This window comes from Vibrio bathopelagicus (genome assembly GCF_014879975.1).
In the GTDB taxonomy this organism is placed as follows: Bacteria; Pseudomonadota; Gammaproteobacteria; order Enterobacterales; family Vibrionaceae; genus Vibrio; species Vibrio bathopelagicus.
Window position 1 is genome coordinate 88064 of the sequence record NZ_CP062501.1, and the last position, 21606, is coordinate 109669.

Annotated in this window: 19 protein-coding genes; 6 read left to right on the forward strand and 13 right to left on the reverse strand. The window is 45.3% G+C overall.

The features are described 5' to 3' along the window. Nucleotides 1-79 precede the first annotated feature (79 nt). Complete coding sequence (locus IHV80_RS16875) at nucleotides 80-319, forward strand: RNA recognition motif domain-containing protein (protein WP_017106751.1); 240 nt, start codon at nucleotides 80-82, stop codon at nucleotides 317-319. A 230-nt stretch (nucleotides 320-549) separates the two neighbouring features. Here IHV80_RS16875 and IHV80_RS16880 read toward each other — a convergent pair whose 3' ends face one another. From IHV80_RS16880 to IHV80_RS16895, 4 genes are all read right to left on the reverse strand, one after another. Next, nucleotides 550-894 carry a ribosome recycling factor family protein gene (locus IHV80_RS16880; RefSeq protein WP_192891531.1) on the reverse strand — a complete coding sequence of 115 codons (345 nt, stop codon included), beginning with the start codon at nucleotides 892-894 and terminating at the stop codon, nucleotides 550-552. 166 nt (nucleotides 895-1060) lie between these two features. Beyond that, nucleotides 1061-2293, reverse strand: a complete 1233-nt coding sequence (locus IHV80_RS16885) for a MalY/PatB family protein (protein ID WP_192891532.1) — start codon at nucleotides 2291-2293, stop codon at nucleotides 1061-1063. A 127-nt stretch (nucleotides 2294-2420) separates the two neighbouring features. Next, nucleotides 2421-2882 (reverse strand): OsmC family protein, encoded by a 462-nt coding sequence (locus IHV80_RS16890; RefSeq protein WP_192891533.1) that lies wholly within the window; start codon nucleotides 2880-2882, stop codon nucleotides 2421-2423. Between the two features lie 28 nt (nucleotides 2883-2910). Next, on the reverse strand, nucleotides 2911-3303 hold the full coding sequence (locus IHV80_RS16895; RefSeq protein ID WP_192891534.1) for a GFA family protein: 393 nt from the start codon (nucleotides 3301-3303) through the stop codon (nucleotides 2911-2913). Nucleotides 3304-3594: 291 nt separating this feature from the next. Here IHV80_RS16895 and nagE point away from each other — a divergent pair, with 291 nt between their 5' ends. Then, nucleotides 3595-5073 carry an N-acetylglucosamine-specific PTS transporter subunit IIBC gene (gene nagE / locus IHV80_RS16900; RefSeq protein WP_192891535.1) on the forward strand — a complete coding sequence of 493 codons (1479 nt, stop codon included), beginning with the start codon at nucleotides 3595-3597 and terminating at the stop codon, nucleotides 5071-5073. A gap of 173 nt (nucleotides 5074-5246) precedes the next feature. Here the strand turns inward: nagE and IHV80_RS16905 are convergent, their stop codons facing one another. The 3 genes from IHV80_RS16905 to IHV80_RS16915 form a co-directional block, all read right to left on the reverse strand. Next, nucleotides 5247-6539, reverse strand: coding sequence for a sensor histidine kinase (locus IHV80_RS16905; RefSeq protein WP_192891536.1), 1293 nt, complete (start codon nucleotides 6537-6539; stop codon nucleotides 5247-5249). Beyond that, a complete protein-coding gene (locus IHV80_RS16910) occupies nucleotides 6523-7197 on the reverse strand; it encodes a response regulator transcription factor (RefSeq protein WP_192891537.1) in 675 nt (224 codons plus the stop codon). Before IHV80_RS16910 ends, IHV80_RS16905 begins: the two co-directional genes overlap by 17 nt. 292 nt (nucleotides 7198-7489) lie before the next feature. Continuing rightward, nucleotides 7490-8413, reverse strand: a complete 924-nt coding sequence (locus IHV80_RS16915; RefSeq protein WP_192891538.1) for a LysR family transcriptional regulator — start codon at nucleotides 8411-8413, stop codon at nucleotides 7490-7492. Between the two features lie 125 nt (nucleotides 8414-8538). On the opposite strand from IHV80_RS16915, the gene IHV80_RS16920 reads away from it, so the two are divergent. The 4 genes from IHV80_RS16920 to IHV80_RS16935 all read left to right on the forward strand — a co-directional run bounded on the left by IHV80_RS16920 (nucleotide 8539) and on the right by IHV80_RS16935 (nucleotide 12709). Next, the gene (locus IHV80_RS16920; protein ID WP_192891539.1) at nucleotides 8539-9222 is read left to right on the forward strand and encodes an SDR family oxidoreductase; all 684 of its coding nucleotides are present in this window, start codon (nucleotides 8539-8541) and stop codon (nucleotides 9220-9222) included. A gap of 84 nt (nucleotides 9223-9306) precedes the next feature. Further along, entirely contained in the window at nucleotides 9307-10530 is a 1224-nt protein-coding gene (locus tag IHV80_RS16925; RefSeq protein ID WP_192891540.1) for an MFS transporter, read from the forward strand. A gap of 59 nt (nucleotides 10531-10589) precedes the next feature. Continuing rightward, nucleotides 10590-11678 carry an alkene reductase gene (locus IHV80_RS16930; RefSeq protein ID WP_192891541.1) on the forward strand — a complete coding sequence of 363 codons (1089 nt, stop codon included), beginning with the start codon at nucleotides 10590-10592 and terminating at the stop codon, nucleotides 11676-11678. A gap of 209 nt (nucleotides 11679-11887) precedes the next feature. Then, on the forward strand, nucleotides 11888-12709 hold the full coding sequence (locus IHV80_RS16935) for an HNH endonuclease (RefSeq protein WP_192891542.1): 822 nt from the start codon (nucleotides 11888-11890) through the stop codon (nucleotides 12707-12709). Nucleotides 12710-12979: 270 nt separating this feature from the next. Here the strand turns inward: IHV80_RS16935 and rlmJ are convergent, their stop codons facing one another. The 6 genes from rlmJ to IHV80_RS16965 form a co-directional block, all read right to left on the reverse strand. Next, nucleotides 12980-13846 (reverse strand): 23S rRNA (adenine(2030)-N(6))-methyltransferase RlmJ, encoded by an 867-nt coding sequence (rlmJ, locus tag IHV80_RS16940; protein ID WP_086714622.1) that lies wholly within the window; start codon nucleotides 13844-13846, stop codon nucleotides 12980-12982. Nucleotides 13847-14050: 204 nt separating this feature from the next. Next, the gene (gene secF, locus IHV80_RS16945; protein ID WP_192891543.1) at nucleotides 14051-15004 is read right to left on the reverse strand and encodes a protein translocase subunit SecF; all 954 of its coding nucleotides are present in this window, start codon (nucleotides 15002-15004) and stop codon (nucleotides 14051-14053) included. A gap of 2 nt (nucleotides 15005-15006) precedes the next feature. Continuing rightward, the gene (gene secD / locus IHV80_RS16950) at nucleotides 15007-16806 is read right to left on the reverse strand and encodes a protein translocase subunit SecD (protein WP_192891544.1); all 1800 of its coding nucleotides are present in this window, start codon (nucleotides 16804-16806) and stop codon (nucleotides 15007-15009) included. A gap of 271 nt (nucleotides 16807-17077) precedes the next feature. Then, the gene (locus tag IHV80_RS16955; protein ID WP_192892159.1) at nucleotides 17078-17542 is read right to left on the reverse strand and encodes a hypothetical protein; all 465 of its coding nucleotides are present in this window, start codon (nucleotides 17540-17542) and stop codon (nucleotides 17078-17080) included. Nucleotides 17543-17795: 253 nt separating this feature from the next. Then, entirely contained in the window at nucleotides 17796-20564 is a 2769-nt protein-coding gene (locus IHV80_RS16960) for a M16 family metallopeptidase (RefSeq protein WP_192891545.1), read from the reverse strand. Between the two features lie 191 nt (nucleotides 20565-20755). Beyond that, a complete protein-coding gene (locus tag IHV80_RS16965) occupies nucleotides 20756-21586 on the reverse strand; it encodes a LytR/AlgR family response regulator transcription factor (protein WP_192891546.1) in 831 nt (276 codons plus the stop codon). Nucleotides 21587-21606: the final 20 nt, after the last annotated feature.

The window sequence follows — 21606 nt, forward strand, 5'->3', positions numbered from 1 at the left end:
CTATTCAGCTAATTATTTGTGAGGGTGAGCATGAAAGTGTGCGACAATGCTCGGCGTAAATTCATATTCAAGGTTTATTATGAAACTTCTAGTTCGTAACCTATCGCGCTCTACTGCTGAGCAAGACATCCGTGTTCTATTTTCTGAGTTCGGCTCAGTAAAAGAGTGCAGCCTAGTTTTAGACCAAGAAACTGGCGAATCTAAAGGCTTTGCTTTTGTTGAAATGCCAGAGCACGAAGAAGCTAAAGCGGCACTAAACAAGCTGAACATGTCAAAGCTTGGCAGCAACACGATTCGTGTAAAAGTAGCTAACTCTTAATTAGAGCAAGCACTTAGCAAAGGCTGGTTGTTAGCTTAAGATTGATTGTTAACAGCAGATTGGTAGTTAATAGCAATCGTCAAATAACTGGTCTCTTTATCTAGCTTCACCGTAAGCTCAGATAATAAAGCCCGTAACGATATTCCGCTGAAAAAGCATAATATCGTTACGGGCTTTTTGCTGCTCGCGATTTTCTTTTCACAACTAACCTATTCACTTATAGTTTGCGCTTACAACCCTTCATGCTCATCAATAGCGCGCCTTGCTTCTGCCATTGAACATCCTGATTCCATCACTAACTGCGCGACCGTCATCGAGGGCGTAGCGGCTAACAGCGATGTCAAACACACCACTGGCTTAGGCAGTACTTTGTCTATTGCGGTTGCTATCCAATCGTCTTTTTCATCGGTTAGCATGGTTTTAAATTCAATGAGTTGATGATCTTGAGCCACCAACAACCAGTTACGTGAACGACGAACACGCTTCAACTGGCATCCACACTCAGTCGCATTCGCCATCACTTGGCTTTTATCACTCACACGATGTACAAAACTATTCAGTGGGACGCTAAACATAACTCTCTGCCAACCAATCTCTATCAATCATTGAAGCGCTAGGTACTCAGCACTTCAATCACAGCTCAATAAATCCATGAGTAGGATTACACAGACACAAAAAAACCGCCAGTGATGCACTAAGCAGCCTCGCGGTTTTTTGTTCTGTAGAGCCTAACGTTCGATATCAGCAGCCGCTTTTTGACGCGCTGCTATCACAACAAGTTGAACTAACTTGGTTTCTTCGCTCAAAGCCATCAATTGCGTCCGCTAAAGCAGTAAATGACTGCTCTATATTGTCTCGCGAAGTGGCGATGTTCATTCGCATAAAATGATAACTCTCAGCGCCAAACCAACCGCCCGGCGTTAACCCCATTTTAGCCTGCTCAAACACCACGTTCTTTAGCGCTTCTTCCGATATGCCTAACTCCGAAAAATCAAACCATACTTGGTAAGTGCCTTGCGGTTGGATCACTTTCAATTGAGGGATACGTTGCTCGGCAAATTGAGTGATCCACTGAACCGTATCTTGCAGATACACCAACATGCCGTCTAGCCACTCTTCCCCCTTTTCAAAGGCGGCAATCGTCGCAAACGTCGTTAAAGCATTACCATGGTCAAGATACATCGCCGCCACGTTGGCTTTGAACGTTTCAAATAGATCACTGTTGTTGGTGTACACATAGCCGTTTGAGATGCTGTGCATACCGAAGGTTTTTGCCGGAGAACCAATCAAGGTGATGACCTTGTCGTAATCAAAGCTGGCCAAACTCGTGAAAGCGTGACCTTCAAAGATAATGTCTGAGTGGATCTCATCACTGATGATTAGCACATCATGGCGCTTAGCGATCTCGATAACCTGCTCAATTTCTTGATGTGTCCACACGCGACCTGTTGGGTTGTGCGGGTTACAGAAAATCATCGTCTTCACTTTTTGTTCGATGATCTGTTGTTCCATACCGTCGAAATCAATACGGTAACCTTGCTCATCATTAATAAGGGGGCTCTTCACGACCTGACGATTTGCTTTATTCACTAAGTTAGAAAACTGGTGATACGCCGGCGTATGGATAAGCACACCATCACCTTCATTAGTAAACTGACGCAGTAACAACGCGATACCAGAAAGCACACCCAGCACCTGAACAAACTTGTCCGCAGAAAGGTTTAAACCATGACGCTTTGAATACCATTGCGACAGCGCTTCAAACACCGCTTGCTCATGAAACTCATAAGAGTACACACCTCGCTCAACCAAACGATTCAACTCTTGAGTGATCGGTTCCGCGACCTGAAAATCCATATCGGCAACCCAGTATGGGAATACATCGGTGGTGTTATAAATGTTCTGGAGCATCTGCGGTTTGCTTTTTATAAACGCATTTTCACCGTAGTTAGATGTACTCTTAAACGCTGTCATGGAGGAGCCCTCAATAGGTTGTTCGGTCTTTTTTGCAATCAACTAGACTGCATGAATACCCTTTAGACGATAGAGAAATCAAAAAGACGAAGCTTTTAGAAAATAATCTGAACAATACAAATTAGTCTCATATCTCTACCTTTATCTCCGTCTTGACCGAATTAGCGATAAAGCAATTCTTGTGCGCTAAGTGATGAAGCTTGTCGAGTTGAGCACTGGTTGGAACCTTGCTACCAATAAACACAATCTTAGGGCGCAGTGTCACTGTAGTTACGGATGAACGGCCTGACTCATCTTCCTCAAGCACACCAATCGCATCATCCACATAAGAGTCGATCACGTACTTCTGCTTAGCCGCAATGCCCAAAAAAGTCAGCATATGGCAGCTAGAAAGTGCCGCAATAAAGGCTTCTTCTGGATCAACATTCTCAGCCACCGACAGCGGTAGTGGCACAACATGAGGAGAAGACGAAGCAGGTACAGTAACACCACCATCGAATTCCCATGTGTGGCCGCGGCTGTATTGATTATCGCTAAAGGCTTCATCTTCCGCTTTCTGCCAGCGAATGACCGCACCATATTCAGACATAAACATTTCCTTTTTAATGCTCAATAAATTAACGGTCAGCAGGGTGATTAACACCGTCGTTGGTGACCACACCGCCAATATAAAAAGGGTTTACCCCTTCCAAACAACCAATGTTAAATCCATATTCATTTGGACTTGAACGGCGCTGATGATGTGTATAAATACCGCAGTTCGAACAGAAGTAATGCTTCGCAGTATTGGTGTTGAATTGATAAAGCTTGAGATGCTCTTCACCTTTCACGATCTTGATCCCATCAAGCGCAACAGAGCCGACTATCGCGCCTTTACGACGACAAATGGAGCAATCGCAACGGCGCGGTTTTTCTATTCCGTTAGGTAAACTGAGCTCTAGTTCCACCGCACCGCAGTGACAAGTTGCCTTGTGCAAAGGTTGGATAACCGTGTTACCGACTACTTTCATTGTTCTCTCCAATCACGTCCTTGTTTTAGAACTAGCATAGCGAGGTTCAAGGAACGTGTCCGTAACCTAGCTTTTAGAATGAACAATTGCTTGAAATGCATCAATAAGCTAACAACATTTACTCGATCGGGAAAAGAACGAGAGCCAAAGAAAGCACCTAATATCAATGAAATCCAATGCCTAAGTGCCACCATACCCGTACATTAATAATCCTTAATCTAAGCACAACCCGCCCTTAATCCTTATGTCAGTAAGCTCGTTCCATTAATTAAAATCGGAAGAGGATTTAAAGTGAACATACTGGGATATTTACAAAAAATAGGTAAAGCACTCATGGTGCCGATTGCCGTTCTCCCTGCAGGCGGTTTGATGCTAGGGCTAGGGTATGCAATAGACCCAACAGGTTGGGGAGCCAATAGCGCACTTGCCACCATACTGGTGTATGGAGGCAAAGGCATCATGGATAACCAAGCTTGGTTATTTGCAGTGGGTGTGGCTTATGGTTTAGCGAAAGATAACAACGGTGCAGCGGCGCTTTCTGGGCTTCTCGGACTACTGATTATCGAAATGATTGTGGGCAATGTCGCGGTAATTTCACAGATTACTGGGGTCCCTGTCGAGCAAATGACAAGCTCGGAGATCATTGCTTCAGAAGCCTCGGTAAGTGCATTCACAGGTATTATCATGGGCTTGGTGGCTGCTGCATTATATAACCGATTCCACACAATCAAGCTGCCTGCAGTGCTTGGCTTCTTTGGCGGAAAGCGCTTTGTTCCAATTGTCACGTCTCTTGCCGCTATCTCAATCAGCTTAGTCATGGTGTACGTGTGGCCAGCCGTTTATGGCGCACTTGTCGACTTTGGTATCGCTATCTCTGAAATGGGGGCAGCCGGCGCTGGTCTATACGGCTTCTTTAACCGATTGCTGATTCCTGTTGGTCTTCATCACGCTTTAAACCAAGTGTTCATTTTCGACCTAGTTGGCATCAACGATATTTCTAAATTCTGGTCGGGTACGGGTGAACTCGGTGTAACGGGCATCTACCAAGGTGGCTTCTTCCCTATTATGGGTTATGGCTTACCAGCCGCTTGTCTGGCTATGTACCACTGTGCGAAACCAGAAAACAAAAAGAAAGTAGGCGGAATCTTGGGTGCATCGGCACTGACTGCTATTTTAACCGGTGTAACTGAACCGATTGAATTTGCCTTCATGTTTGTGGCTCCCGTGCTTTACGTTATCCACGCGCTCTTGGCTGCACTTTCACTTTACATCGCAGCAAGTATGCAGTGGATTGCCGGCTTTACCTTCAGTGGCGGTTTAATTGATTTTGTATTGTCGTACAACCTTCCACTCGCCATGAAACCATACATGCTAGTACTACAAGGCCTGTGCTTCTCAGCGATTTACTACTCAGTTTTCCGTTTTGCGATTCTAAAGTTTGACTTGAAAACACCGGGGCGTGAAGACGCAGAAGTTGCTGAAGTAAGCAACGTAACCTCTAACGAAAAAGCAGCTCTGTATCTTAAGGCACTCGGTGGACACGCCAACCTAACCAGCATCGATTCATGCATCACTCGACTGCGCCTATCACTTGAGGACGTAAGCATTGTCGATGAAGCAGCACTCAAAGCCATCGGCGCTATGGGCATCGTGAAAATTGGAGCGAACAACCTTCAAGTGATTATTGGCACAGAAGCCGAAGAAGTTGCTCACGCAATGAAGCAAATTCCTGCGAACCAAGACTTAAATGAGATAGCTCTACCAAGCTAAACTCTGCCATAAACTATCCAGTTAATGGTAAGTTTTGGAAAGCAGAAAATAGGAAGGCCAAAGCACGATGCTTTGGCCTTTTTCGATAAAGGGTTCGTTGATTTTCATCATTCTGCGGAACCGCAACTAGGGCGATTTAATTCTATAACTAGACAGTGAAAGCCAAGTTTGGCTTAACGGGAAAAGTAAAGGCGAGTTCGTAACCCAGGGTTATTGTCTCTCATGATAAGGTGCGCATGGTGGCGCTTCACTACAGCATCCACTAAGGATAATCCCAACCCATTACCAAACTCGGTCCGACTCTTATCTGCACGATACATAGGACGGCATACATTCACTTTATCGCTGTCAGAAATACCAATTCCATTGTCTGATACCGACACGCCAAACAGATCAATCACCACGTCAATTTCCCCCTTATCAGGGGTGTACTTCACCGCATTTTCAACTAAGTTGAATACCGCCCTGAACAGCAAACTTTTATCTCCCACAACTTCACACGCTTGGTCTTGCCTAAAAGTCAGTTTTTGTTGCTTCATTTCTGCCAATGGGCTGACAAATTCAATCGCATCTTGGGCGATTTTTCCAAGATCCACCCGCTCGGTCGCTATCGCCATCTGTCCGCTATTTAACTTGGCGATCTCAAGCATGCTATTAAATAGCGACAAAATGAGTTCAAGTTCATCATGACAAGCGGAAAACTGCTCCTGATGTTCGGCCGTTAAGTTGGAATCAGATAAGACTTCCTCTAATCGCAACTTCAAACGAGCCATGGGAGTGCGCATGTCATGAGCCATCCCAACAGTCAGCGACTTCAATGACTCTTCATTTTTAGCCATCTGCTCAATCATGAAATTAAGGTGGATGGCGAGAATATCGAATTCGTCATCTTGCTTAGAGACCGCTATTTTGACCTCTCTTTCGCCACATAGAACACGATTCATCGCTTGGTTTACCCGCTCCAAGCGTTTTGATATCAGCACTGTAAAAAACAGCGCCGCAATCAACATCACCGCGATAGGCAAGACGATGCCCGAAAAAACAATGGGAATAAGGGTATTTCGATACTCTTCAACCACTTTGGGGTCGATACCAATGACAAGACGATGCGAGTCACCAACAAGAATATCGGTGGTCTCTGACAATGCATATTTTGCTACTGGATAAGTAGATGTTGCAGTAGAAGGAGCAGCGCGCTCTGTCAGGTGGTAATAAAATTGCGTATTAGAGGTTCGCTTAGCCGCGAGCAGTTTTTCAACGTCAGCTTTGCTCTGTTGGGCGACATAGCTAAATTCCGAAGACTCATCTTGCAACTGCTTGACCAATTGCTCGCGGTGGAAAGCATCCGAGTTCTTATAAACCTGTCTGATCACAACAACGTTAATCACTGTAACCAGAACAAACAATCCAACTAGAGTTTTAAATACGGAAGAGCGAGTAAGGGAGTAATCATCGACGAAGGACATAACCTGCCCCTCTCACGGTGTGAAGTAAATCAGGACAACCGGCGTCTTCTAATTTGCGCCTAAGATTAGCGACATGAACGTCAATCACATTGGTCTTAGGATCAAAGTGATAACTCCAAATAGCCTCAAACAAGCGCATTCTCGATACCACTTGCTCGCTATGCTCAACAAAATATTGAATCAGTTTAAACTCTTTAGGTTGCAGCAAAAGCTCTTGGTTTTTGCATGTTACTCGATGCGCTCGTAAATCAATTTCTAAGCAATCATAAGCCAAGGTATTATCGTTAGAAGGCTGCCTTTGAGTGCGATTAATAATAATGTCGACGCGGGCGATAAGCTCGGCAAGTGCGAAAGGTTTAATCAAGTAGTCATCGCTACCAGCCTGTAAACCATTCACACGGTCTTCTACGCTGTCCATGGCGCTGAGTATCAGCACGGGTAAATGCTCTTCTGTCGCTTTAATAGCAGATAGAACTTTCATGCCGTCTAGATACGGCAACATACGATCCAGAATCACCAGTTGATACTCTGAGCTCAAAGCCATCATTAAGCCCTTTTTGCCATCTTCGGCTTGATCAACCGCATAGCCATGCTCTTCAAGACCTTTAGCAACAAATTCTCTCGTGGTGATGTCATCTTCGATGATAAGTATTTTCACTGATATCCCTCTTTATCGACGCTAAATTTTACCGTAAACGAAAATCTGATCGTCAGAAAAAAGAAAGGCTCGCATGACTAATGCGAGCCAGATGCGATTTAGGGGGTAAATCGCAATTCGGTAGTAATGTTAGGTGCTCACGATAGAGCTTCAGCTTTAGTATGTGTGTATTGGCATTGATATTTCATTTTCGTTTTATTAACAATAATTAATCTCTGGCAGATCAAAAGCTCCTCAACATGGGAGTAGAGGCTTATCTACGCTCAATACCGAACACATTGCTCAAACCAACTTACCTCTCCGTCATCGTATCAAACCGCTCAAACAGAAAATCTAAGAACAAGCGAATACGCTTCGGCTGGTACTTCTTGCTGATGTACACCACATTCAAATCAGCACTCGACACACTCATAGAAGTATTGAAGTTCTTCATGTAGCCATTAAGCAGAGTCACAAGGCGTTGGTTATTGATGTCGTCCTGCACATCCAACACCGATTTAAGCGCAATACCCTCGCCTTTCAGAGCCCAGTAGCGAATCACTTCACCGTCATCTGAAAATCGCTTTGGCACAACGGTGATAGACTTCTTCATGTCATGATCTTGGAAGTGCCATGTCTTGAGTTCTTCATTGCTGCGCAGCATTGCCAAACAATCATGCTCAACCAAGTCTTGTGGCGTCAACGGCGTCCCGTGTTTGGCGAGGTATTCAGGCGAGGCACACAACACGCGGCGGCTTGGTGATAAGCGTCTGGATATCAAACTACTGTCGACCAACTCGCCATAACGGACCACGATATCCATACCGGATTCTGCAATATTCGAGAGATTATCGTTCAAATACAGGTAAGGGATAACGTCTGGGTACTGCTGACAAAACTCAGACAAGATTGGCAGGATGTATTGCTTGCCGATGTCCTTCGGTGCAGCGATTTTTAATGAGCCTTTGACCTCTTTGACACCATTTTGAATCAGGTTTTCAGCTTCGCTGACGTTATCCAATATCTCCAGACACGCCTTGTGATACAGCTCGCCTGAGTCAGTCAAAGACACATGTCGAGTACTTCGATTCAACAACTTCACACCATATCGTTCTTCAAGCGCCTGAAGTCTTGCTGTCATGGTCGCGGGAGAAAGCCCCAACTCTCGCCCTGCCGCCGCTAAGCCGTGATGCTTGACGATACTGACGAACATCGCCATGTCTGAAAACTTATCCATGCTATTCGTGCTCTCACTCTATTGTTCATTTAAACCGAATAATGAATTCATATTTTAGCCAATTATCAAAATTAGTCGAATAAATATAATGACAACCATCAGCAGAACACGCAGGAATTCAGCACATGAACAACGAACTAACAAACCAAGAAAAGAACACTTTCGTCATCATTGGTGGCACGTCTGGTATCGGTAAGGCATTGGCGATGCAACTAAGAAACGAGAGCAACACGGTACACATCGCCAGTCGACATACCGGTGTCGATATCACTAACGAGAAGTCGCTCTGTGATTACTTCGAATCGATTGGTGCTTTTGATCATTTAATCATGACTGCAGGCTCATACGCTCCGGCAGGAAAAGTGACAGACGTTGCTATCGAAGATGCAAAAACAGCATTTGATACCAAGTTTTGGGGCAGCCTAAACGTCGCCAAACATGCCGCACGCTACATGACACCAAACGGTTCTATCACGCTCACCACGGGCATGTTGTCACGCAAAGTCGTTGCAGGCACTTACGTTAAAACCGCCATCAACGCCGCGCTAGAAAGCGTGACTAAAGTGCTTGCGAAAGAGCTATCACCGATTCGAGTTAATGCTGTCAGCCCCGGCTTAACCATGACAGAGGCATACAAAAACATGGACGAGTCAGCTCGCACAACCATGTACGACAACGCCAAAAACAACCTACCTGCAGGCAAAGTGGGCGAGCCTTCAGAGATCGCTATGGGTTACCTGTTTGCGATTAATAACTCATACGTAACTGGGTCAATTATCGACATCGATGGCGGTGCTCTACTCGGTTAGAAACCCCGCAGAGACACAAAGAACAATCGTTAGGGCGTATATCGAAACGCCCTAACAAACAAGAATTAACATAGGTAGCTCATTATGAAACAAGAAACCGTCCACCAAGAAACTATCCATCAAGAAAAGATTCCATTCCAAGTTTGGATACTGACACTCGCAGCTTTTGCCATTGGCACCGCTGAATTTGTTATCGCAGGCATCCTTCCGCAAATTGCGACCTCCCTTTCGATCACCGAAGGTCAAGCCGGATACCTAATCAGTGCCTACGCGTTGGCTATCGTTATCGGTGGGCCGATCTTAACCATCTACCTTGCTCGCTTTAACAAGAAGATGGTGCTGATTGGCTTAATGGCATTGTTCATCATCGGTAACGTGTTGTCGGCCTTAGCGCCAAGCTACCCATTACTACTGGCAAGTCGTGTTATTGCAGGCTTAGTCCAAGGTCCTTTCTATGGTATCGGTGCGGTTGTTGCAACCAACTTAGTGTCTGAAAAAATGGCAGGTCGTGCCGTTGGTCAGATGTTCGCAGGCTTAACACTCGCTAACGTTCTTGGCGTTCCCGCGGGTACTTGGGTTAGCTTGCAATTCGGTTGGCACACCACCTTCTTTACCGTGGCAGCGCTTGGCACCATCGCAATGATTTCTATCCTGACATCAATTAAATCTACGGGTCACAGTGAAGCGAAAGACATCAAAACTCAGCTTCTAGCATTCAAAAATCCAATGCTACTGATTAGCTTAGCGATCACCGCTTTTGCTTGGTCTGGCTTCATGACGCTTTACGGCTACCTTGCGCCAATCGCCATGCACATCACAGGTTACAGTCAAGAATCAGTGACTTGGATCTTAGTGATTGTGGGTGTGGGCTTAATCATCGGTAACACTTTGGGCGGACGCTCTTCAGATAAAAACCTAGGCAAAGCTTCAATGTTTTGGGCTGTCGCGATGATCGCTTCATTAGTTGTGGTTGGCCTTGTAATAGACAACAAAATCCTCTTCGTTGCAGCTGCATTTGTCTTTGGTATTGCATCATTTGCGAACGTACCTGCCATGCAGCTTCGAGTGATGAATCACGGTGGCGAAGGGCAAGAACTCGCAGCAACAGCCAATATTTCAGCGTTTAACTTAGCCAATGCCTTCGGTGGATTCCTTGGCGGCATGGTACTCGACAGCCAACTAGGCGCAGGGATGATTCCATTCGCAGCCGTTGTTGTCCCTGTTATTGGCTTGCTGCTTATTGCGAAAGCCAACAAAGCTGAAAAACCACAGAGCAACTCGATCTTCAGCCCAGCGGAAAGCAAGTAACGCGACTTATAGCCCGAATACAAAACTAAAAACCACTACATTAAGACAAGGTAGATACCATGAACAAATTATTCGAAACATTAGAACTCAAAGGCCTAGAACTGCAAAACCGTGTCGTGATGGCTCCTATGACACGCGCTCGTACTAGCCAACCTGGCAATGTGCCAAACGATATGATGGCGACCTACTACCAGCAACGCGCCAGTGCAGGGCTAATCATCACCGAAGCAACGCAGATATCAGACGACTCTCAAGGCTACTCATTCACACCCGGCGTTTATACCGATGCACAAATCGAAGGTTGGAAAGGGGTAACAACAGCCGCTAAAGAACAAGGCGCCGCGATATTCTGCCAACTGTGGCACGTAGGTCGAGTGTCTCACCCTACCTTTCAAAAGGGCGAACTGCCGATTGCACCGTCAGCTTTGGCACCAATAGAAACTCAGGTTTGGATTTCTGACGAGAACGGAAACGGCAATATGGTGGACTGCATTCAGCCAAGAGAAATGACTCAAGCTGACATCGATCGTGTGGTTCAAGATTTTGCGGACTCAGCGAAGAAAGCTATCAAAGCAGGGTTTAATGGTGTCGAGATCCACGGCGGCAATGGCTACCTTATCGATCAATTCTTAAGAACCAACTCAAACAAACGCACCGATAACTACGGTGGCAGTCGTGAGAATCGACTTCGCTTTCTGATTGAAGTGGTAGATGCAGTCATTGATGCAATTGGTGCAGATAAGGTGGGCGTGCGTCTGGCTCCATTCATCACCTTCAAAGACATGAACTGCCCAGATATCGTGCCAACAATTTTAGAAGCTTCAAAAGCACTGCAAGAGCGAGACGTTGCTTATCTGCACCTATCAGAAGCCGATTGGGATGACGCACCTGTTATCCCAGAAAGCTTCCGCATCGAACTAAGAGAGTTATTCTCTAACACCATCATCGTCGCAGGTAGCTACACACCAGAACGTGCCGAAGAAGTGCTAAGCAAAGGCTACGCCGATCTCGTCGCATTTGGTCGCCCATTTGTGGCCAATCCAGATCTCGTATCACGCCTACAAAACGGCAGCGAACTATCAGAACTCGATGGCGCGACCCTATTCGGCGGCAACGAAAAAGGTTATATCGATTATCCAGCGTTGTAGTTACCAAGCACTAAACAAACATTAAAGCCTGCATGAGTTCTGCAGGCTTTAATGTCTAGAAACGTGATCGAACCGATACCTTTTCACACTCAAAAATCCACTTGCACATTTTCATTTAAACCACTGTTATATTTGAACTTTACATGAAAAATAAATTACAAAAACATCAATAACAGTTCCGATTTAAACGGATAAATGAGGACTCTCCATTGTTCAACGTAGGACAGGTTTACAATCGACGCGCAGATATACACGGTCATTACAAAGGTCAGCAATATGGTGGTATTGCTACGCCGACTGCTCACCCATATGTATTTATCTTCACTAGCGATGCAGGAGAAGAATTTGGCTACGCTGATGGTTTTAGTGCAGACGGCACTTTCCGATATACAGGAGAAGGACAAGAAGGTGATATGAAAATGGTTAAAGGAAACTTGGCCATCTTTGAACACAAAAAAAACCTCAAAGAGATACTCTTATTTGAATCTGTCTCAACTGGTTTTGTAAGATTCGTCGGTGTATGCAACTACATCTGTCATCACATCGAGCAACGCCCAGACAAGAATGACCAACTCCGTGATGCAATAGTTTTCCATCTAGATATCGTCCCGCAAAGTATCGGAAACATCATTCAAACTCCAAAAGCTTCATATCTTACTAAGCCGACTAAAAGTAAGTCTCTGAAGCAATTACGAGACATTGCTTTAGCTTCAACGCCACACCAAGCAGATACAAAAGAACAACTTACGCATGTGAAGTACCGCAGTGAAGCAATTAAGCTCTACGCAAAGAAACGAGCAAATGGGATTTGTGAAGGTTGTGGAGTACCCTCGCCTTTTGAGGCTAAGTCAGGTCCCTACCTCGAAGTTCATCACCTTACACGGTTAGCTGATGGTGGGGCTGATTGTCCTGAAAATGTAATCGCACTCTGTCCGACTTGCCATCGTAAAGCGCACTACTCTGTGAATTCCGTCGATTTCAACTCACAACTCATCGAGAAAGCGCTAAAGATTGAAGAGAACCTGCTATAAACATTTCCTACAGGCAAAAGAAAGGCTCGCGTGACTAGTGCGAGCCTTATGCAGTTTAGGGGGTAAACCACAATCTGATATTAATTTGGGACTAATTATTTAACTTATGAGCCAGTATGCACTTGTGCGCATTGATATTCTATTTTTAAATGATTCACTGCAATTAATCAATCGATAAAAGTTAACGTTTTGTCAATTTAAACCACATAAATAACAGTGGTTTAGTGAGTACTGTCTAGAAAATCGCCATAATCCCCATATAAATCAGATCTATAGACTTCTCATTTGCCAATAACCTTCACCATTAGTTGCGAGTTGACGGTGTAAGTAATCGAGCGTATCCGCGACCGTTCCTGCAATGCCTTGTGGTGGGTTGAATAACAACAAACCGCTGCCGATTAAGCGGTCATCCCCTTTAGGATCGCGAAGTCGAAGCTCCGACTTAATTGGGCTTGGTAGCAAGCCATCTTTCACTGCTGTCACGCAATGATTGAGAATAAGCGAGCTCTTATCATCCGTGTAGAGCGGGTACCAAATCAGAGCAGACACTTTCTCCGACTGCTGATACGCCTTAACCAAAGCATCAATCACTGCGAGATATTCAGCATCGGTTTCATAGGGTGGGTCGATAACAATCAGATGATGATTATCGTGTTTTGCCACATCATCTGGTAGCGCTTTAAGCCCGTCACCCGCAGTAATAGTGAGCTTGCTTGAGACATCAAGATCGCGTTGCAACTTCTCAATATTGGCTTGCAATAAATCGGCTTCATCTTGCTGAATATCTGAAAAATAGAAGCTATCTTGGCTGCGGCCTTGTTGATAGGTAATGGCAGCCGAGCCAGGATACAGCGTGATAAGTTGATTAGGGTTGTAGTATTCCAGCACCGACATAAAAGAAGAAAATGACTCTGGCAAGTAAGCCTTATTTCGCCATAAGTACCCAACCCCTTCGGCAAACTCGCCCGCGTGATTACTTGGTGCAGTGGTCAGGTCGTAACATCCTGTGCCTGAGTGTGTGTCGATAACATTGAGGCGTGAGTGTTGCTGCATTAATGATTTAACAAGTGCACTCAATACTGGATGCTTGAGTGCATCCCCATGATCGCCTACATGACATTGATGTCGATATTCCATTCCCTTGCCTCATTTCTACTAACGTCATATAAACATACTTCATATCACACGCTGTTGCCTATTCAATCCATCGTTTTTTGAAATAGACTCTCTTTTCTCTAACTTATTGACTCTTATATAAAAACAAAGCCCCTCGTTTTATTACAAACGAAGGGCGTTATTGAGCTCAATCACTGAGTTTTGGTGCTATCGAATAAGATAAACCTAAGGGTATTCGCCCTCAACTTCGACTACTGGCTTAACTTGGTAGTGACAAGGCTGTAGGCCAAGTAACTTAGGCAGTGTGATGCCGACAGAAACTGAAGACCACGTACCGCTGACAATACCGACAACCAGTGCAATAGCGAACCCTTGCAGTGCCGCGCCACCAAGTAGCCAAAGCGCTGATACAGTGATTAGCGTTGTACCTGAAGTCACCATGGTGCGTGAGAACGTCGCTTTAACTGATTCGTTAAGCAGGTTATCTGTATCACCGTTTGGATTACCACGCAGCATTTCACGTACACGGTCGGCAATGATGATAGAGTCATTCAATGAATAACCCAAAATCGCCAACACCGCTGCCAATACGGTCAGGTTGAACTCAAACTGAGTAAAAGCGAACAGCCCCAAGATAAGCGTTACGTCATAGATTATCGCGGCAAGCGCACCTAGTGCCAAGCGCCATTCAAATCGAACACTCAGATACAGCATGATCATTAAGAAACACACCAATACCGCCAAGCCACCTTGGTCAACCATGTCTTGACCCACTTGAGGGCCAACCACGCTGCTGTTAAGCACTTGTACTTGGTCGCTCACCGATGACAAAACATCCACTAGGTTAGGCTGAGGTGCATCCGTCAATTGGCTGTAACGCAGTGTCCAGCGGTCTTGTTCTGCCATACCAACCACTTGCACGTCTTGTTGGAAAGCGGCATCAAGTTTTGTTTTTAATACATCTTTAGTGACTTGATCAGAGAATTGAACCTCGGCAACCACACCGCCTGTAAAGTCTAACCCCCAGTTGAACCCTTTCACTGCCACCAGCATCACAGAGCTCATGAACAGCACAATGGAAATCACAGACATCACCTTACGAAGACGAGTCATGTTTTTATCTGAAATATAGCGGTCTGAAATATTGCTGTTTGAATTAGTCATATTTGAAATACTCATGCTTAAATCCTTACATCGTGGCGTTGGTCACGCCCCCAAACCAAATTGATGATTGCTCGTGAAGCAAAAATGCCCGTAAACATACTGGTTAGAAGACCTAAGCCCAGTGTCAGAGCGAAGCCCTGAATCGGCCCATTACCAATGGTGTACAGAGCCACAGCAACGATCATGGTGGTGACGTTAGCATCGAAAATTGACGAGAAGGCGCTATCGAAACCACGATCGATAGAGCTAGCAAAACTTCGTCCTTCTTTCATCTTGTCTCGAATACGCTCGAAGATAAGCACGTTGGTATCCACCGCCATACCGACAGTCAGTACCAAGCCAGCAATACCTGGCAGAGTTAATACCGCACCCGGTAGCAGCGCAATCAAACCAAACAATGTGGTCATGTTAACGATCAACGCACCGTTCGCGACCCAACCAAGGCGGCGATACCATAGCGCCATAAACGTGAGAGTAAGACCGAGGCCCAGCGCCAACGCAGCAAAGCCATTAGTTACGTTCTCAGCACCCAGAGACGGGCCAATGGTACGCTCTTCAATGATAGTAACAGGCGCTGTTAATGAACCTGCACGCAGCAGTAGAGCAAGCTCTTGTGCTTCCGCCATGCTGCCTGCACCTGTAATTCTGAAACGGCTACCCAGTTGAGACTGGATGTTCGCCACACTGATGACTTCGCTGGTTTGCTTGCTGTTGCCTGCTCTGTCACGGCTATATTCGCTGTACACGGTTGCCATTGGCTTACCGATGTTATGACGAGAGAACTCAGACATTTTCTTACCACCAGAAGAATCTAGGGTAATGTTTACTTCTGCGCTGCCCATCTCACCAATGCCACTGCGAGCATCGATAATATGCTCTCCACTCAGTACTGCTTTGCGGTCTACAACCACACGGTTGCCGTCTGAATCTTTCAGAGTTTGAGTATTGCGAGTCGCATTATCGTAAACAGAGTAGAACGCCAATGATGCCGTTGCACCAATCACGTCTTTCGCCGCTGCAGGGTCTTGTACTCCCGGCAATTCGATACGGATTCGGCTTTCACCTTGACGTTGAATCGATGCTTCAGTGATGCCGAGTTCTTCAATACGGCTACGCATGATTTGCAGGTTTTGTTGAACCGTTAGGTTACGTAGCGTTCTTTGTTCTTCTTCAGACTGAGTTAACGTCAGTGATTTATCTGAACGGTCACGTAGCCATTGTGGGAACTCTTCACGAATCAGCTTTTGGGCTTTTTCGAAATCAGCGTCTGTGCGGAAGTTAAACTTAACTTGGTTGTTCACCACTTCACCACGGGCATAACGCACTTCGCTAGTAATCTCGTCGACCACAGATTGAGCTTGTGCGTGGTAAACCGGCTCCATGTCGACTTCGAGTAAGAACTGCACACCACCACGTAAATCAAGGCCTAACTGAATCGGCGCGAAGCCCATATCAGTCAGCCATTTTGGTGCTGCTGGCTCCATAGCAAGAGCAACGGTCGCGTTGTCGAGGAAGCGCTCGTTAAGCACTTCTTTGGCTTTCGCTTGTTGCTCAGCATCTTCTAAGATCACCACTAAACGTTTGTCTTTTTGAAAGGCTGATTTGGCTTGAATGCCCTCGCTAGCAAGGTATTGCGTCACTTGAGTGGCGTCGATGGTCTGCTCAGAGCGGTTACTGATTTGAACCGAGGCGTCCTCGCCAAACCAAGAAGGCAAAGCACTCAGAATCATGATGATGATGGTGGCGATAAGCACCACGTATTTCCACTTTGAGTAGTGGTTAATTTGTTTTCTTGGAATGCGTTTTTTCACAGTCAAGATCTCTTCTTTTTACCAATCACCGTAAATACGTGCTCAAAAATAGCACCGAAAAAAAGCAGTGATCGAGCACTTTAACCAGCTAGGGTGACCGGTTATTTACTACGATTGGTATAACTAATGTTTTGCGAACACGAGCGATGGCTAATCGCAACCAGAACAAACTGATTGAGTCATAGTGGGGCTAATAATTGTGTGTCGCTATATTTGTTAATTGGCGAGCTCAACGGGCACAAGTGACCATCGATGCGACCAATTTAGGGTCAAACGATTAGCTAAGAAGATCTCGAAAATGCGAGTATTGAATGTTGCCCTCTTTCCACCCAGAAAGCCGGGAGGACGGAGAACTCACAATACTGGTCCAGTGCTGCTTGGAATCCAACAACGGTGTATTGAAAAGCAGAGAGGCCAGTAATGAAGGGGGAGAGAAGTCGATCAGTAGATGATAAGCAGGCTCAAGATCGGCCACGCTTTCTTGTTCATTGCTGAGCATACGTCTGAAGTTTGCTGCTTGAAGGCTAGACTCAGTGTCGTGATAGTTAGAACTGTCACCAGAAGGCACTGTGCCAAACTGAGCCTTATCGCACTCTAAGTAGCTCGACGGATTATCCGTAGCGGCTTGTTTACACAGGTCATTCTGTGAAGATTGCTCTTGAGCCGAGTATATTTGAAATGGCTTAGAAGGAAACGAATAGCCGTTAGAATTCACTAAGCCAAAGCTCAGTAAAAACAACATTAAGACTAATCGGGTACCCAGTTTAAGCAATCTAATATCCAAACAACATTCTCGTAGATCGTCAATCTACAATACAAATGAAACGCTGTCTTGATTTAAAACATTTTTTTAGAAAATGATTCGATGCAACCGATTAAGCGTCGTCGTTCTAAAGAAAAGAAAAAGCCAAGCAACAAAGCTTGGCTTTCAATTACGTATGCGTCCAACGCTTATCGTTATGACGTTTTATAGCTATTACACAGTATCAAAGCGATTAAACTTCAGGTCGCATGATGTTCTTAACCTTACGGCTATTTTCACCAAAGATGCGTTGTACTAACTCATTCATCTCTTCTGCAGAGATTGATCTCGCCACTCGCTCAACTTGAGACAAAGCTTCGATATCGTAACCATGGAGCAGATAACGAGACACATACCACGCTTGGTCGATAGAGCTCATCTCGAGAGGCGTGAAGTCAGCTTCAAACTGTTTCACAACCGCTCGCATTTCCTCTTCAGAAACACCTTGTAGGAGGTCTGAAATCACCTTATCGATCGCCACTTCCACTTTATCAACGTTCTCCGGTGCTACCATCGCACCGATAACCCACTCACCACTCAGCTCACTATCTGCAGATACTGAATACGTATAAGGCGAGTAATCCAAGCTCAACTCTTCGCGAATATAAGTATCTAAACGAGTCGCCAGCAGTCGTTCCAGTAACCCTTCCATGAAGATCTCTTTTGCCGTAAAGCCTTCTTCGGTTTCGGGCTCTGAGATGACTCGTAAGACGTACTCTGCGCTATCAACATTGTTGATGGCCAAATCAATGCGTGATTCTGATGGCTGTTTGAAAGCCACCTTAAAGTCAGGCACAACTGCTTTTTCCAATGGAATCGAAGCCAAATATTGCTGAACCAAAGGCTTCAATACGCTTGGGTCGATATCACCCACGATCACTAGCTGGTTATGTCTCATTTGACCAAACAGCTGCTGATGAAGATTACTGATATCTTCCACAGAAACCGCTTCAACACGCTCTTTATCTACAAAGTGGTGACGACTCTCCTGACGGTAGATATTCTGGTTTATTGCACGCTCAAACTGTCCAACAGGGCTGCTCAAGAAAGATTCTTGACCCTGTACAAACTCCTGCTTCACTGCCTCTAACTGCTCGGGAACAATTTTAGGCGCAGTGATGAAAGTATAAAGCGCAGCAAACGTATCTTTAAGCCCATCTTTTTTGATATTAAATTCAATACCATGACGAGTATTCCCAATGAAACTGTCAGCTCGAATATCTTCACGGTCAAAATACGCTAGAAGTTCAGAACCCGTAAACTCACCGACGCCACTTCGAGCGAAAGTCGGTAACGCAACCTCAACGGCGGGGTATAAGCTCGGATCCAACGCAGCTTTTCCACCGAGGCTCATGTACATCACGCCAACATCGTCACCTGCAACATAATCACGCAAGTACCACATGTCGACACCATTGCTTAACGTCCACTTTTGGATGTATGGATCGATGGACATTTGTTCAGCAAGTACAACCTCGCCCGTCGAGCTCGGTACAGCAAAGGCACTGGCTGTTGCAATCGTGAGTGACTGTATTCCAGTCTCACCGTACGTGGCTTTTAAACTATCGAGTGAGTTAATGACAGCAGCTCTGTCTTCAGAATCGTCCACCCCAATTACAAGAAAGTAATCATCAGAGAGCAGATTTGTGATGTTGTCGTTGATCGCTTCCAGGCTTAAGTTAGCAATGAAAGCTTCCAAACTGACTTGATAGTCTTTCTGTGATTGGACGATTCGATCAGTCACCAACGAACTTGCTTTATAATTCGCGTGTTCAACGCTGTCCATTTTATCCCAGTCATGCTCGATGTTATCCAGCAAGTCTTGGTAGTAGTGCTGCTCGCCGACGATATCCGTTTCCGAAACGCCAAAATCACGCAGTGATGCCAAGGTAGAAAGCAGCTCTTGTTGGATGACTTCACGGCCGCCAGCCGGGAAACCAACACTTATTGACGAATAGTTCAGAGAGCCCATCTGATAGTTATCAGACGCTATCCATTGAGTCGGCAACGCTGCATCATTGAATACTGCTTCGAGTCGCTGGCGAATGAGTTGTTGCGAGGTTTCATCTAACCAACGTTGATGCTGTTGGTCATGATTTTCGATTCGATATAAACCGCGATTAAACGTCAGAGTGATGCTCGGTGCTTCTCTTCCTGCGTATTCAACATAATCATCTTCATTAAACGAAGTCGTTTTCTGTTTCTCTGGTCTCGGTGTGTCGCCACGCTCCCAGCTCGAAAACTTCTCTTCAATGAGTGGAATCACGGTTTTGATGTCCACATCACCAGAAACGACCAGCTCGACTATTTGAGGTTGGTACCAAGTCTGATAAAAGTTAGTGATACCTTGAGGAGTCGCATTAACAATCGACGATTTAGTCCCTAATGCATCTTGAGATTCGTACGGACCTCCTTCAATGAAGTGATCATAAAATATCTCTCCAAATGACTTATCATCGAGGCGAGCCATACGAAACTCTCCAAGAACCACGCCTTTCTCTTTTTCAACTTCTGAACTTGATAGATCCAGACCATCACCAATGTCACGCATCCACGTTAGAGCAGACTGCAATTGGATGTTATCTGGCAAATCTAACTGGTAGACCGTCTCTTCATAAGAGGTGTAGGCATTAATATCTGCACCAAAGCTAGCGCCTGCATCTTCGAATAGACGAATCACATCATTTTCAGAGAAGTTCTTACTGCCATTGAACGCCATGTGTTCCAAGAAGTGCGCGTAGCCTTCTTGCTGATCAGTCTCTTGAATCGAACCCGCGTGAACGACTAAACGTACAGAGACAGACTCTTCGTGATCTGGATAAACATGATAGGTAAGACCGTTTTCTAGCTGGCCTGAAGTCCATGCCGGATCCGGCTGGATTGGTGTTTCGGTAGTTTTTAATGTCGAGCTACAGCCAACCAAAGTTAGGCATAGAGCCGTCGCTAAATAATATGTTTTCATAACAACCTCTTAATGTCATTCATCGACAATATACAGATTGAGTTAACGATTATTATTTAATATTGAACCGGATGAGTACCTTTGTGATCTGGATCTTTATTTTATAAATTACCAAGTGATATGTAAGATCACTGTATTCATTTGAATTAGCGTTTTAATAAGAACCTATTACATCCCTTTAAGCTAGTTCTCTACATCCCCTTAAACAACGCTTGCGAAGCGCGGCTAATCGGTAGCTTCTCCCCGGATACATACGCCGACATCTGACCTGAGAGCCCTTTCTTCACCTTATCAATAGCCGACACTTTCACCACCACTGAACGGTGGATCTGCCAAAATTCATCCGGATTAAGTTGAGCGAGTAACTCTTTTAGAGATACACGAAGAATAAACTCCTCTAATGAACCGGCTTGACCCTTTTTAAATATAGATACGTACTTGTCTTCGGCTTTGAAATACACCACATCATCGACGGCAATCAGGTGAATGTCTTCGCCAACGCTGGCTTTGAGCCACGTGAGATACTGTTGCTTGTTTTGCTGTGACGCCGATTGTGACAGTTGCTGAAGTTGACTCATGAGTGCAGCGATGTCGGGTTGTTCTGGCATGTGACCGGACTGTATTTGATTACTTGATAAGCGTGCTTGAATCTTTTGACAGGTAGCAAGCAGGCGCTCTTCATTGATTGGCTTGAGTAGGTAATCCATCGCATTGTGCTCAAAAGCTTTAACCGCGTATTCGTCGTAAGCCGTGATGAATACGACAAGTGGTGGCGAAGCTAGTTTGTTCAACTGTTTAGCCAACGAAATACCATCAAGTTCTGGCATACGAATGTCGAGAAAGGCAACATCAGGCTTAAGCTGCTGAATGCTCTGCATTGCCTCTGTCCCATTTTTTGCCTTGCTGACAATCTCTAGCTCAGGCCAAACCTCAGCAAGGCTCTTATCTAGGTGGTGCCTTAACAGCGCTTCATCGTCTGCGATAATTGCCGTCACGCTGGGCTTTAGTCCTGAGTTGATCATTATTCTTCCTTTAAATTCAC